We start from the raw sequence: 13,553 nt of genomic DNA, 5'->3' as shown, positions 1-13,553 counted from the left end.
GGTGTCCGGCTGGACTGGTGTCACCTGCTGATCAGCTCTCGCCGCCCGCGCTGCCCGTGGTGCCGGCGGTCACGTCGTGCAGGCGGTACTTGTCGATCGCCTGCTGGACGAGTGCGCCGTCGACCTTGCCCTGGCGGGCGAGCTGCTGCAGCGTCCGCACGACGACCGAGGGGCCGTCGATGTGGAAGAAGCGGCGAGCGGCCGGACGGGTGTCCGAGAAGCCGAAGCCGTCGGCGCCGAGCGTGGCGTAGTCGGTCGGCACGAACGGGCGGATCTGCTCCTGGACCTGGTGCATGAAGTCGCTGACGGCGACGACCGGCCCCTCGGTGGCGAGCAGGCGCTCGGTGACGTACGGCGTGCGCGGCGACTCGTTCGGGTTGAGGAACGCGTGCTGCTCCGCGTCGAGACCGTCGCGGTACAGCTCACCCCAGCTCGTGACGCTCCAGACGTCGGCCGAGACGCCCCAGTCCTCGGCGAGGAGCTGCTGCGCCTCGAGGATCCACGGCACGGCCACACCGGACGCGAGCAGCTGGGCCTTCGGGCCGTCGTGCTCGCTCGCCTTGAGCAGGTACATGCCCTTGACGATCCCGTCGACGTCGACGCCCTCGGGCTCGGCCGGCTGGACGATCGGCTCGTTGTAGACCGTCAGGTAGTACATGACGTTCGGGTCGCTGTGCTTCGGCGAGCCGTCCTCGTTCGTGCCGTACATCCGGTCGAGGCCGGCCTGCACGATGTGCCCGATCTCGTACCCGTACGCGGGGTCGTACGACACCACGGCCGGGTTCGTCGTCGCGAGGAGCAGCGAGTGCCCGTCGGCGTGCTGCAGGCCCTCACCCGTCAGGGTGGTGCGACCGGCGGTGGCGCCGATCATGAAGCCACGGGTCATCTGGTCGCCCGCCGCCCAGATCGCGTCACCCGTGCGCTGGAACCCGAACATCGAGTAGAAGACGTAGACCGGGATGAGCGGCTCGCCCTGCGTCGAGTACGAGGTGCCCACCGCGGTGAACGCCGCCAGGGCGCCCGCCTCGTTGATGCCGACGTGGATGATCTGGCCCTGCGGGCTCTCCTTGTAGGCCAGCAGGAGCTCGCGGTCGACCGACGTGTAGTGCTGGCCGTTCGGGTTGTAGATCTTCGCCGACGGGAAGTAGGCGTCCATGCCGAACGTGCGCGCCTCGTCCGGGATGATCGGGACGACGCGGTCGCCGAAGTCCGGGGAGCGGAGCAGGTCCTTCAGCAGTCGGGCGAACGCCATGGTGGTGGCGATCTCCTGCTTGCCGGAGCCCTTCTTCACGACCTGGTACTTCGAGTCCTCGGGCAGGGTGATCGAGGTGTACTTCGTGCGACGCTCCGGCACGTAGCCGCCGAGCGCCTGACGACGCTCGTGCATGTACTGGATCGCCTCGTCGTCGTTGCCGGGGTGGTAGTACGGCGGCGTGTAGGGGTTCTCCTCCAGCTGCGCGTCGGTGACCGGGATGCGCATCTCGTCGCGGAACTGCTTGAGGTTGTCGAGCGTGAGCTTCTTCATCTGGTGGGTCGCGTTGCGGCCCTCGAAGCTCGGGCCGAGGCCGTAGCCCTTGACCGTCTTCGCCAGGATGACCGTCGGCTGGCCCTTGTGCTCGGTCGCGGCCTTGAACGCGGCGTAGACCTTGCGGTAGTCGTGGCCACCGCGCTTGAGGTTCCAGACCTGGTCGTCGCTGTAGCCCTCGATGAGCTCGAGCGCCTTCGGGTCGCGTCCGAAGAAGTTCTCGCGGACGTACGCGCCGTTCTCGGCCTTGTACGTCTGGTAGTCGCCGTCCGGCGTCTGGTTCATCAGGTTGAGCAGCGCGCCCTCGGTGTCGCGGGCGAGCAGGTCGTCCCACTCACGCCCCCAGACGACCTTGATGACGTTCCAGCCCGCACCGCGGAAGAACGCCTCGAGCTCCTGGATGATCTTGCCGTTGCCGCGCACCGGACCGTCGAGCCGCTGCAGGTTGCAGTTGATCACGAAGTTCAGGTTGTCGAGGCCGTCGTTCGCGGCGACCTGGAGCTGTCCGCGCGACTCGACCTCGTCCATCTCGCCGTCGCCGAGGAACGCCCAGACCTGCTGGTCGGAGGCGTCCTTGATGCCGCGGTTGGTGAGGTACTTCGCCTGCTGCGCCTGGTAGATCGCGTTGATCGGGCCGATGCCCATCGACACGGTCGGGAACTGCCAGAAGTGCGGCATGAGGCGCGGGTGCGGGTACGACGACAGGCCGCCGCCGGCGTGGGACTTCTCCTGACGGAACCCGTCGAGCTGGTCCTCGCCGAGACGCCCTTCCATGTAGGCGCGGGCGTACATGCCGGGGGAGGCGTGGCCCTGGAAGAACACCTGGTCGCCGCCGGACGCGTGGTCCTGCGCGCGGAAGAAGTGGTTGTAGCCGACCTCGTACAGCGCGGCGCTCGACGCATACGTCGAGATGTGGCCGCCGACGCTGATGCCCGGACGCTGTGCGCGGTGCACCGTGATGGCCGCGTTCCAGCGGATCCACCGGCGGTACCGGCGCTCCAGTTCCTCGTCGCCGGGGAACTCGGGTTCGTTCTCCGGCGCGATGGTGTTCACGTAGTCCGTCGTCGGGACCATCGGCACACCGAGGTGCAGTTCCTTGGACCGCTTGAGCAGGCTCAGCATGATCTCGCGACCGCGCTGGTGTCCGTGGGCCTGGACCAATCCGTCGAGGGACTCACGCCATTCGGCGGTCTCCTGCGGGTCCTGGTCGTTCGCCCCGGTGCTGTACGGGTCCTGGTCGTTCACCGTCACCCTTGACCTCGTTCGTTCTCGTGGTGGTGGACATGGTGGCTCCGGTGGTCGGGTCACGACCGGATGGGGCCCCGTCCACTCTAGGCCCCAGCACCGACGGTGATGCTGATGGTGCGGTGCACGTGGCGGGTGCTTGCATTCGGGTGCGGTCGGCGTAGCATGGCCGATCGTGCACACGCGACCCGCGTGCGCACGGACCCGACGGGTACACCCCACACCCGAGGAAGAAGCACACGTCCCGATGGCTCTCGAGATCGGCTCTCTCGCGCCGGACTTCGAGCTCCCGAACCAGTTCGGTGAGCACGTCCGACTCAGCGACTTCCGCGGCAACCGCCCGGTCGCACTCGTCTTCTTCCCGCTCGCGTTCTCGTCGAACTGCACGAACGAGCTCTGCGCACTGCAGGACAACGTCGCGATGTTCCAGGACCAGCGCGTCGAGCTGATCGGCATCTCGGTCGACTCCAAGGCGACGCTCCGCTCCTTCGCCGAGCTCAACGGCTACGACTTCGAGCTCCTCGCCGACTTCTGGCCGCACGGCGCCGTCTCGAAGGAGTACGGCGTCTTCCTCGAGCACAAGGGCTTCGCCACCCGCGCGACCTTCGTCATCGACGTGCAGGGCCGCATCAAGGCGTCGATCATCACCGAGCCGGGCCTGCAGCGCGACGTCGCCGAGTACAAGGCAGCGCTCGACCGCCTCGCCGCCTGCACCGCACCCGTCCCGGTCGGCTAGCGTTCCGAATCCCTCCTGCGACGCATCCGCGTCGACAGCGGACAGGAGGCCCGGTGCACGCCATCGACACGGACGCGCAAGACCGTGTGGTCACCTCCGATGCCTACGCCCCCTACCCGGTGTCGCCCACGCCCGCCGCGTGGCACCTCCGGCGCACCGAGGTCCTGACGCCCGCCGGGCCCGTCGTGGTGCACCACCGCGCGGGTCCCGACCCGCTCCTGCTGCTGCACGGCGTCGCGGGCTCGTGGTCGACGTGGACCCCGCTGCTGACCGCGGCGCACGGCGTCGGTGACCGTGGCCTGGTGCTCGTCGACCTGCCGGGCTGGGGTTCGTCCCCGGCTCCGGAGCACCCGTTCGACCTCGACGACGTCGCGGTCGCGCTGACCGCGGTGCTCGACGGGCTCGACACCACCGCGGTCGACGTCATCGGGCACTCGATGGGTGCCTTCGTCGGGATGCACCTGGCGGTCGTCGCGCCACGGCTCGTGCGGTCGGTGGCCCTGGTGTCCGGAACGACCGTCGCGACCGCGGACGCCGCACGGCACCGGCTCCGAGGGCTCCGGACGCTGCCGGCGTTCACCCTGCTGCGTGCTGGCCTGTCGATCACCGGCGAGGCCGGGCGCCCGATGCTCCGGGCGCTGTCCCGCGTCGGGGTGCTGCCGCTGCTCGCCGCGCCGGTGTTCACGCACGTCCGGCAGCTCGACCGCAGCGTGCTCGACGCCTTCGTCCAGGAACTCCGGCCGACCCGGTTCACGGACGCGGCACGGACCGCTGCGGGCTACGACCTCGGCCGCTGGCGGGGGATCACGTGCCCGGTGACCGCGATCGCCGGGCGCGACGACGTGTTCGCGCGCGTCTCGGACCTCGAGGCCCTGCGGGAGCTCGTGCCGCAGGTCCGCACGCTGCTGCTCGACGACTGCGGACACTTCGCGCACGTCGAGCACCCGGACGCCGTGGCGCGCGAGCTCGCACTCGCCTGACCGCGTCCGGCCCCGATGCGCTCGATCGGTGCGTGCCCCCGCGCGACAAAGCGGTCGTCGTACGACGTCGCCCCTGTCGTCCCCGCGCGGCCGCAACACTTGCAGCCGCGCGGCAACGACACCCTCGATGTCGTACGACATCGAGGGTGTCGTTCAGAGTCGGGACGGAAAGGTCAGGCGGGGACGGGGAACGTCGCCGCGACGCGGGAACGCACCTCGGCTCGCACGGCGCGACGCATCACCGGGGAGAACAGCGAGTGGTCGCCGTCCTCGACCCGCACGATCGACACCGAACCGCGCCGACCGACCCCGCCGTAGCGGCGCAGGGCCTTCTGCCCGCCGAGCCGGTCGAACAGCGCGGCGTCCTCCGGGGCAGCGATCACGACGACGTCGGTGCCGTGCTCCACGAGCGGTCGGACGTGTTCGACGACGCCGCCGACCCGGTCCCGCCGAGCGATCCACTCGCGCAGGGCCTTCGGTACGACGGCGTTGTACCGCTGGCGGACCCACAGCCGACCGGCCGAGGGAGCGTCGACCGCGCGGACGGCGTCCTCGTAGCTGCCCGGTGCCGCCGGCTGCCGGCGGTAGTCGTTCGGGCTGATCTCGACGACCAGGCGCGGAGCCTCGTCCGCCGACCGACCGGCGAGCCACGCGCCGGCGCACATGCCGACGAGCACCAGGCGGTCCGAGGGGGTGCCGAGGTCGGCGACGACGGCGGACTGGTCCTCCACCCACTCCTGGGCGAAGAGGAAGCTGCGTTCGTCCTCGCGCACGCTGGTGCTCTCGCCGGTGGCACGGCGGTCGACCCGGACGACGCGGGCGCCGTCCCGCGCGAGCGCACGGGCGAGGTCGACCTGGTAGTCGGTGGCACCGACCCGGTGTTCGGCGGCGCCGTTGTGCAGGACGACGAGCGGGGCGTCGTGGTGCTGGGCGGACGACACGGTCTCGACGGCGAACAACGCGTCGGGGCCGAGGTGGACGATGCGCTCCGACACGCGGCCGTCGACGTCCAGGACCTCGTCGAGCACGGGCGGCACCAGCTGCGCCGCAGCGGTCGGCGCCCAGGCATCGAGCCAGGCGACGGCTCGGTCGACCGCGGCTCCGGGGATCCGGGCGTGGATGCTGGTGCCGTCGAGCAACTCGGCGCTGCCGGGCACCTCGACGGTCTCGACGGGTCCGAGGGCCTTCGGTGCGCGGGTCTCCGGTCGCACCAGCGCCACCGTCGGACCGGTGCGCGGCGCGAAGGCGAGCGCGGAGAGCACCGCGGCCTCGTCGGGCTCGACCTCGATGCCGATCAGGCTCTCGACGCCGTCGACGATCCGCTCGCTGCCGATGGTGATCGTCGCGAGGGCACGTTGCCGACGGAGCCAGCCCCGACCGGACGCCGGGGCATCCCAGACGAGCAGGGCGTCGGTGTCCTCGGCGGCGGCCGCGGCGACGAGGGCCGCGGAGGCGAGCCCGACGAACGCCACGTGCTGCACTCCCGACGTGCGGAGCACGGCGGCCGCGTGGCGTGCGGACCGGACCTGCGCGTCGGGGTCGGTGTCGGGTGCGCCGTCACCACGTCCGGACGGGTCGTAGCGCACCGAGGCGACGCCACGGGCCTCCAGGCGGTCTGCGAGGAGGCGGAGCGTGCGGTAGGCGATCACTCCTTCCTGACCCAGTGGCGGGCAGATGACGACGCCTGCCCGCGCCGCGGGCGGCAGCTGCACGGCGGCGCGGACAGCCGGCGAACCGGACCATCCGTGCAGCGTCGTCACAGCGCGAGTGCCGCGCGGACCGACGCCGGCCAGGCGTCGACGTCCGTGCCGTGTGCGGCGAACAGGGCGATGGTGATGCGCTCCAGGCCGAAGGCGATGCAGGCGCTGTGGGCGACCTCGCCGTCGGCGGTGCGGAGGCCGAACGAGGTGCCGAAGTGGTCCTCGTGCAGGTTCGCCGAGCTGATCGCCGTGGTCGGGTGGTCGTCGCCGTAGACGGGCGTGACGAACTCGAACTTGAGTGCCTGCTCGACCTGGTTGCGGGCGAGCATCTGCCCGACACGACCGAAGAACGGGTCGTTGGCGGGGACGACGTCGATCTCGAGCCCGAACGACTCGAGCAGTTCGCGCATCACCGGGATCCGGCCGTCGCGGTGCTGCTGGGCCGAGGCCGGCGTGCCGATGTGCACGAACTCGTGCATGTGGAAGGCCTGCAGGCGCATCGGGTCGAGCGACGGTTCGCGGCGGAAGGAGTCACCGACGATGTCGAAGAAGCGGCCCTCCTGCGGGATCGTGTCGCCGACCAGGCCGTACACCGGGTGGCAGACCGCGGGGGTGAGCATGAGGTCGGCGGGCTCGAGGAAGCCCTCCCAGCGCTCACCGCGCTCGCGGGCGGCGAGCAGTGCCCGGTGCGTGCGGTCGTCGCCGGTGAACCCGGAGATCGACGCGGCGAGGTCCGGGAACGACGCGATGTAGTCGGTGCGCTCGAACGTGGCGAGCGGCTCGACCGGCGGGAACCGCAGCACCTCGGCGTCGAGGTCCTGCTGGCTGCGCACGGCTGCGGCGTCGACGGCCGTGTACACGCGCTCGAACACGCCGGTGCGGCCGTACAGCCCGGGGGAGCCGAGGTCGATGAGCACACGGTCGGCGAGCAGGCGGGCACGGAGTGCGGCGCGGGCAGCGTCGAGGTCCGGCGCGGTGGTGGTGCTGGTGGGGTCCGTGATGGTCACAGGATCACTCCCGTCATGAGGGCCAGGTCGGCGTCGTTCTTGAGGAGACGGTCGTTGCTCACCATGACGGCGGCACCGTGGGCGTCTCGGAGGTGTCGGGCGATGCTCATCGGACCCGAGGCCGCGTAGCCCGCGATCCCGACGATCCGCATCGCCTTCGTGACGATGTCGGTGACGCGCTCGGACGCCCCGATCTTCAGGGCGTTCGCGGCGAGGGCGGAGGCGCTCGAGGCGAGCACCTCGGGGTCGTCGGCCGCGGCGTCGAACCGCTCGGCGGCGTGCCGGACGGAGTCGGCGAGGCCCTGCAGGTCGACCAGGAGCTCGGCGAGCCGGAGCGCTCCGGGCGGGGTCGTCCCGATCGCGGCGCGCGCCTGCTTGCGGACGGCCGTCCGGGCACGCTCGCTCGCCGAGACGGCGATGCCGAGCCACACCGAGGCCCAGAGCACGTGCGACACCGGCAGGACCGTCTGCGCCGAGATCGCGGCGTAGTCGTCGCGGAACACCCGGTCGACGGTGGTCTCGGTGTCGAGGATCCAGCCGTTGCTGCAGGTCCCGCGCAGCCCCATGGTGTCCCAGGTGGAGGTCTGCGACAGCACCATCGAGTCGGTCCGGCAGATGAGCAGCCGCTGGTCGGAGGCCGGGGCATCCGGGTCGCGGCGGGCGGTGACGAAGACCGCGTCGGCCTCGGTCGCGTACGAGATCACCGGCGCGTCCTTGCGCAGGCGGATCCGGCCGTCGTCGGTGGCCTCGATCGAGCAGGTGGAACGGCGGGCGTCGCCGCCGACACCCCGCTCCGTGGTCGCGGAGGCGACGAGTGCGCCGTCGCGGACCGCAGCGATGGTCTCGAGCACGCCGGCACCGTCGCCGCCGTGCCGCCAGAGGGCCATCACCTGGCCCTGGTGCATCGCGAAGACCATCCCGGTGGCGGCACAGGCACGCCCGAGCTCGGTGGCGATCGCGGAGAGCTCGGACACCGAGGCACCCTCGCCACCGTGCTCGGCGGGGACGGCAGCGGCGAGCAGACCGTACTCGCGCATCGCCGCGATGGCCTCGCGCGGCGGACGGGCGTCGCGGTCGACGTCGTCCGCGAACTGCGCGGCGACCGCGGCGACGGCGGCAGCACGCTCGGCGAACCGGTCGACGACGGACGTCGCGGGGAGGGTCAGGGTCACGAGGCGAGCTCCGCGGCGGCCACGATCGACTCGACGGTGGCGAAGGTGGACCGGTTCAGGACCGAGTCGGGGAACTCGACGTCGAGCTCGGACTCGACCGCGAGCATGACGTTCACCGTGGCGTGCGACGACAGCCCGAGCGCGTACAGGTCGGCGATCGACGCGACGTCCTGCGCGTCCACGGTCAGGCGCCCGTGGTCGGCGAGGGCGCGGCGGACGGCCTGCTCGATCGCCGGGTCGGCGAGGGTCGCGGTGGTCGTCGACGTCGGCGCGGTCGCGCCGGAGTGCTTCGGTTCCTGGTCCATGAGGGCAACGATAAGGAAGACCGGGCCTCGGGAAACCGCCGTGCGGGTGCGCGAAACCGCACGGCTGGCGCGGGCTCGGTCGACCCGGAACGACGAACTCGACGTCGTACGACATCGAGTTCGTCGTTCCGGGTCGGCGGTGCGGCCGCCCTGCCGGACGTCAGTGTTCGGACAGCGCGACCGCCGTGGCCACGGCCAGACCGCGCTCGTGCGCGAGCGACACCGCGATCGGGCCGCACCCGACCGACTCGGCCAGCGCTGCGGCGGCCCCGGTCAGCTCGACCGTCGGCGCCCCGTGCTCGTCGAGGACGATCGCCACGTCGCGCAGCGGGATCGCCTGGTCCGGCGCGGGGCGGAGGAGCTTCACCACGGCTTCCTTGCCGGCGAACCGTGCGGCCAGACGCTCCGGGTCGTCGCCCGCGTCGGTGCGCTCCCGCACGGTGAAGAGCCGGTCGAGGTACCGCTCACCGTGGGCGGAGATGCCGGCCACGACGTCCTCGACCGCAGCGAGGTCGGTGCCGGTCCGGATCGTGCCCATGGCAGCAGGCTACGCAGGTCACGGCGACCCTGCATGCCCGCAGCGGCATGGGCGTCGGGTGCGGTTCGTATGATCGGTGCCAGAGACCACCGAGGGGGAACCGATGGCATCACCGTGGACCGGCATCATCGAGGACGCGCGACACTACCCGTCGCCGCACAACTCGCAACCGATCGTCGTGCGCGTCGAGGACGACCGCACCGCGACCGTGTTCTACGACTTGAGGCGGGGGCTGCCGGCAGAGTCCTTCGGCATCCCGTTCGGGCACGTCTGCGCGGGGGTGTTCCTGGCCGGGCTCGAGGTCGTCGCGCGGGCGCACGGCTTCACCGTGCAGGAACGGCTCGACCACGCCGAGATGGACTTCGGCCGGCTGGACGGCGCGGCCGACGACCACCTGCACCGCCTGGGCAGCGTGCGCCTGCGTCCGCGGGCGGTCACCGCGGACGACCGGGAGGCCCTGGCCCGCTTCCTCGCGCGGCGCACCTCACGCAGGCCGTACGACGCCACCCTGGTGGACGACGCCGCGATCGAGGCCGCGTCCGCCATCGCGACGGTAGCCGGTCAGCGCTTCCGCACCACGTCCGACCGGGCGACCGTCGACGAGATCGTGCGGGTCAACCAGGAGACCCTGTTCGACGACCTGCAGCACGACGCCGTGCACGACGAGATCCTGCACTGGCTGCGGTTCTCGAAGCGGCAGGCGGCGACCACCGGCGACGGGCTGTCGGCCGAGACCATGCTCATGCCCGGACCGGTGCTCCGGTTCGCGATGGAGCACCGCGGGCTGTGGGAAGCACCCGGCGTCGGCGGGGTCTTCAAGCGCGTGTACCTGTCGACGATGCGCGGCGTCCGGCAGCTCGGCTGGCTCGAAGGGCCGTTCCGCACGCCGGCCGAGTACGTCGAGGCCGGCCGGGTGTTCATGCGGATCTGGCTCGAGTTCACCGCGCGGGGGATCGCCCTGCACCCGTTCGGCACCGTGATCACGAACCCCCGGTCGCACGCCGCCTTCGTCCGGCGGGCCGGCGTCGACGAGTCCGACGGCCGGATGGCGTGGATGCTGTTCCGCTTCGGGCACAGCGCGCCACCGCCCCTCGCAAACCGCAGACCAGCGGCCGCCATGACGCTCGGGGGTGCACGGTGAAGCGCGCGGCGGTGTTCACGGTCGTGTGGGTCGTCGAGACCTTCGTGGCGCTGTTCATGCCGCGCGTCGGCACCCACAAGCTCCTGCTCACGCCGGGCATCGAGCCGCTCCGCTGGACCCTCGGACGCTGGCGCGCCTGGCGGACCGTGGAGCGGGCTGCGAAGCGGGTGCCTGCGTACGGGGCGTTCCTGGCGGAAGCGGGGCGGGCCTCCCGTCTGGACACGCGTGGCGGGATCGCCGCAGCGATCTCTGGGCTGCCCGAGATGGACAAGGAGTCGTACGTCAAGCGGTGGAGCATCCCCGAGCGGTGCGTCGACGGACGGCTGCCGCGACGCGGGGTCGTCGTCGACGAGTCGAGCGGGTCGAGCGGCACGCCGACCAGCTGGGTGCGCGGTCCCGACGAACGGCAGGCCACGCGGCAACTGCTGCAGCTCGGGTTCTCGCGCACCGCGAAGGACCTGCCGAAGCAGCCGTTCGTGCTCAACGCGTTCTCGCTCGGGGCGTGGGCCACGGGCATGAACGTGACGGCGTCGCTCACCGAGTCGTCGATGATCAAGTCGATCGGGCCGGACCGCGACAAGATCGTGCAGACGATGCGCGAGTTCGGCACCGACTTCACGTACATCATCTGCAGCTACCCGCCGTTCCTGAAGGCGCTGTTCGAGGACGACCGGCTCGACTGGAGCGAGTACACGATCGTCGCGGCGTTCGGTGGCGAGGGCATCAGCGAGAACATGCGCGCCCACATCGAGCAGTACGCGCAGGCCGTCCTCGGGTCGTACGGAGCGAGCGACCTCGAGATCAACCTCGGCATCGAGACGCCGTTCAGCGTGCAGCTGCGCCGGGCGATCGCGGCGTCGCCCGAGCTCTCCGCCGCGCTGACGAAGCAGGCCGAGTACGGCGTGCTGCCGATGGTGTTCCAGTTCAACCCGTTCGGGTACCTGATCGAGACGAACGACCTCGGTGAGCTCGTCGTGACCATCACCCGGTCCGAGAACATCAGCCCGCGGATCCGGTACAACATCCACGACCGCGGGCACGTCGTCCGGATGCGTTCCCTGCGGCAGACGCTCCGCGCACACGGCTTCGACGAGCTCGCCGACGCCGCCGAGCTCGACCTGCCGTTGCTGTTCCACTACGGCCGGTCCGACCTGTCCGTCGACTACAACGGCGCGGTCGTCGCGCCCGACGTCGTGCGCGACGTGGTCTACGGCGAACCGGAGCTGCTCGAGGCCGTCGAGAACCACCGGCTCATCAGCTACGAGGACGACCGGGGCGACCGACAGCTGCACATCGCGTTCCAGCTCGCCGCGGGCGCCGGGTCCTTCGACTCGGACGCGGCGCGCCCCGCGGTCATCGCCGAACTGCGGCGGCTGAACAAGGACTTCTCGAACGCGATCCGGACGGCGCCGCCCGGCACGCTGCCGACGGTGGCGTTCTACCCGTACCGCACCGGCCCGTTCCGCGAGGACGGCAAGAAGCTCAAGAACGAGTACGTGTGGCAGTTGCCGGCCGGCTCCGTCGAGCAGTGGGAGCTCGACCTGGCGTGGGTCGCTCCGAAGGAGGCGTGAGCGGGGCGCCGTGCGGGGCGGCGCGCCGCGCGCGGGCGGGCGCATCGTGCGGGGCAGGCCGGTTCCGGCTAGCCGTACTGCGGCGGCCAGTCGAACGGTGCCGGCAGGCGCGGGACCTCGCCGATCGTCGTGACGATCAGGACGACCTCGCGCCGGTTCGTCAGCTCGATCGAGCGCGGGTTCCCGATCGTCCGGCGCCCGTCCACCCACACGGTGAGCTCGCCGCGCAGGCCGCCGACGTGTTCCGGACCGAGCGAGACGCCCCACTCGTCGAAGAACTGACCGAGCGTGAACGACTGTTCCGTGGGCGACTCGACGTGCACGATGCCCGAGGTGTCGTGCGTGTGGATCTCGGCGGCGAACTTCCCCCGGTCCGAGTGTCCGATGTTCGCCGGGACCGTCACCGGGGTGTCACCGTCGAGGATCGTCAGGTGGGTGTGGACGTGCTCGGCGAGCCGCTCGCCCCACACGTTCCGCAGGCCCGCCGCGTCGGCGCGGGCGGACAGGTCGGCCGGCCGTGGCCACGGCGGGGCGTCGCGCGACGTCCCCGCTCCCGGCGCGGCACAGCCGGTCAGCAGCAGCAGTGCGGCGACCGCGACCGCGACGACGCGGGTCCTCACCAGCGGTCGTGGACCGTGGCGCGGAACCACGTGTCGTAGAGGTCGCGCACCGTGGCGTCCAGGCCGTCGATCTCCGGCAGGTCGCCGGCCGCCGCGTTCGAACGAGCCTGCTCCGGGTTGCGGGCACCGGGGATCGCCGCGGTCACGCCGTCCTGCGCGATGACCCAGGCGAGCGCCGCCTGCGGCACCGAGACGGCGTCCGGCAGCGACGCGGCGAAGGTCTGCGCCGCGCGCACACCGTCGTCGTAGTCCACACCGCTGAACGTCTCGCCCTGGTCGAAGGCCTCACCGTGCCGGTTGTAGTTGCGGTGGTCGCCCTCGGCGAACGACGTCTCCGTCGTGTACTTGCCGGACAGCAACCCCGAGGCCAACGGGACGCGCGCGAGGATGCCGACCCCTGCCTCCACGGCCGCCGGCAGCACGCGGTCGAGCGGCTTGAGCCGGAACGCGTTGAGGATGATCTGGACGCTCGCGACGCCGGGCCGGGCGATCGCGGCGAGTGCCTGGTCGGCGGTCTCGACGCTGACGCCGTAGGCGGCGACCGAGCCGTCCGCGACCAGTGCATCGAGGGCGTCGTACACGGCGTCGTCGCCGATGACCTCGGACGGCGGGCAGTGCAGCTGCACCAGGTCGAGCGTGTCCTGTCGCAGGTTCGTGCGGGAGCGGTCGACCCACTCGCGGAAGTTCGCCGCGACGTAGTTCGCCGGGACCTGCTCGGCGCGGCGACCCATCTTCGTCGTGACCGTCAGCGGCACGTCGGGGTTCGATGCGCGCCACGAACCGATGAGCTGCTCGCTGCGACCGTCGCCGTACACGTCGGCGGTGTCGAAGAGCGTGACGCCGGACTCGACCGAGGCGTCCATGACGGCGTTCGCGTCCGCTTCGCTCACCGGACCCCAGTCACCGCCGAACTGCCACGTACCGAGACCGATGGGGGAGACTTCGCGGCCGGTGCGACCGAGGGTGCGACTCTGCATGCCGCCGAGCGTAGTCAGTGGGTTCCGGCGGTCGCT

12 protein-coding genes are annotated in these 13,553 nt (G+C 71.5%); 4 read left to right on the top strand and 8 right to left on the bottom strand.

From position 1 onward, the window contains the following. Window positions 1–31: 31 nt before the first annotated feature. Window positions 32–2,776, bottom strand: a complete 2,745-nt coding sequence (gene aceE / locus ABH929_RS09185) for a pyruvate dehydrogenase (acetyl-transferring), homodimeric type (RefSeq protein ID WP_404560957.1) — start codon at window positions 2,774–2,776, stop codon at window positions 32–34. Window positions 2,777–3,017: 241 nt separating this feature from the next. Here aceE and ABH929_RS09180 point away from each other — a divergent pair, with 241 nt between their 5' ends. Continuing rightward, window positions 3,018–3,506 carry a peroxiredoxin gene (locus ABH929_RS09180; RefSeq protein WP_111085695.1) on the top strand — a complete coding sequence of 163 codons (489 nt, stop codon included), beginning with the start codon at window positions 3,018–3,020 and terminating at the stop codon, window positions 3,504–3,506. A 53-nt stretch (window positions 3,507–3,559) separates the two neighbouring features. Then, window positions 3,560–4,486 (top strand): alpha/beta fold hydrolase, encoded by a 927-nt coding sequence (locus tag ABH929_RS09175; protein ID WP_404560956.1) that lies wholly within the window; start codon window positions 3,560–3,562, stop codon window positions 4,484–4,486. 173 nt (window positions 4,487–4,659) lie between these two features. Here the strand turns inward: ABH929_RS09175 and ABH929_RS09170 are convergent, their stop codons facing one another. The 5 genes from ABH929_RS09170 to ABH929_RS09150 all read right to left on the bottom strand — a co-directional run bounded on the left by ABH929_RS09170 (window position 4,660) and on the right by ABH929_RS09150 (window position 9,208). Further along, window positions 4,660–6,246 carry a hypothetical protein gene (locus ABH929_RS09170; protein WP_404560955.1) on the bottom strand — a complete coding sequence of 529 codons (1,587 nt, stop codon included), beginning with the start codon at window positions 6,244–6,246 and terminating at the stop codon, window positions 4,660–4,662. After that, on the bottom strand, window positions 6,243–7,193 hold the full coding sequence (locus ABH929_RS09165; RefSeq protein ID WP_404560954.1) for an amino acid--[acyl-carrier-protein] ligase: 951 nt from the start codon (window positions 7,191–7,193) through the stop codon (window positions 6,243–6,245). Before ABH929_RS09165 ends, ABH929_RS09170 begins: the two co-directional genes overlap by 4 nt. Beyond that, window positions 7,190–8,365: an acyl-CoA dehydrogenase family protein gene (locus ABH929_RS09160; protein WP_404560953.1), complete on the bottom strand. Its 1,176-nt coding sequence runs from the start codon at window positions 8,363–8,365 to the stop codon at window positions 7,190–7,192. The genes ABH929_RS09165 and ABH929_RS09160 overlap by 4 nt, the downstream gene beginning before the upstream one ends. Further along, window positions 8,362–8,670 carry an acyl carrier protein gene (locus tag ABH929_RS09155; protein WP_111085691.1) on the bottom strand — a complete coding sequence of 103 codons (309 nt, stop codon included), beginning with the start codon at window positions 8,668–8,670 and terminating at the stop codon, window positions 8,362–8,364. The genes ABH929_RS09160 and ABH929_RS09155 overlap by 4 nt, the downstream gene beginning before the upstream one ends. A gap of 160 nt (window positions 8,671–8,830) precedes the next feature. Beyond that, complete coding sequence (locus ABH929_RS09150; protein WP_404560952.1) at window positions 8,831–9,208, bottom strand: holo-ACP synthase; 378 nt, start codon at window positions 9,206–9,208, stop codon at window positions 8,831–8,833. Between the two features lie 103 nt (window positions 9,209–9,311). On the opposite strand from ABH929_RS09150, the gene ABH929_RS09145 reads away from it, so the two are divergent. Next, window positions 9,312–10,349, top strand: coding sequence for a hypothetical protein (locus tag ABH929_RS09145; RefSeq protein ID WP_404560951.1), 1,038 nt, complete (start codon window positions 9,312–9,314; stop codon window positions 10,347–10,349). Next, on the top strand, window positions 10,346–11,920 hold the full coding sequence (locus ABH929_RS09140) for a phenylacetate--CoA ligase family protein (RefSeq protein WP_404560950.1): 1,575 nt from the start codon (window positions 10,346–10,348) through the stop codon (window positions 11,918–11,920). The genes ABH929_RS09145 and ABH929_RS09140 overlap by 4 nt, the downstream gene beginning before the upstream one ends. 68 nt (window positions 11,921–11,988) lie before the next feature. On the opposite strand, the gene ABH929_RS09135 is transcribed toward ABH929_RS09140, so the two are convergent. Together ABH929_RS09135 and ABH929_RS09130 are read right to left on the bottom strand one after the other, a co-directional pair. Further along, on the bottom strand, window positions 11,989–12,540 hold the full coding sequence (locus ABH929_RS09135) for a hypothetical protein (protein WP_404560949.1): 552 nt from the start codon (window positions 12,538–12,540) through the stop codon (window positions 11,989–11,991). Beyond that, window positions 12,537–13,517 (bottom strand): aldo/keto reductase, encoded by a 981-nt coding sequence (locus ABH929_RS09130; RefSeq protein WP_404560948.1) that lies wholly within the window; start codon window positions 13,515–13,517, stop codon window positions 12,537–12,539. Before ABH929_RS09130 ends, ABH929_RS09135 begins: the two co-directional genes overlap by 4 nt. Window positions 13,518–13,553: the final 36 nt, after the last annotated feature.

Origin of the sequence: Curtobacterium sp. AB7 (genome assembly GCF_044909335.1) — a bacterium.
Lineage (GTDB): Bacteria > Actinomycetota > Actinomycetes > Actinomycetales > Microbacteriaceae > Curtobacterium.
This window is presented reverse-complemented; position numbering and strand designations above follow the sequence as displayed.

What these genes read in the sequence shown, in the direction of transcription:
- ABH929_RS09180 (WP_111085695.1), top strand. Translation starts at nt 3,018, where the DNA reads ATGGCTCTCGAGATCGGCTCTCTCGCGCCGGACTTCGAGCTCCCGAAC.
- ABH929_RS09155 (WP_111085691.1), bottom strand. Translation starts at nt 8,670, where the DNA reads ATGGACCAGGAACCGAAGCACTCCGGCGCGACCGCGCCGACGTCGACG.
- ABH929_RS09130 (WP_404560948.1), bottom strand. Translation starts at nt 13,517, where the DNA reads ATGCAGAGTCGCACCCTCGGTCGCACCGGCCGCGAAGTCTCCCCCATC.
- ABH929_RS09150 (WP_404560952.1), bottom strand. Translation starts at nt 9,208, where the DNA reads ATGGGCACGATCCGGACCGGCACCGACCTCGCTGCGGTCGAGGACGTC.
- ABH929_RS09145 (WP_404560951.1), top strand. Translation starts at nt 9,312, where the DNA reads ATGGCATCACCGTGGACCGGCATCATCGAGGACGCGCGACACTACCCG.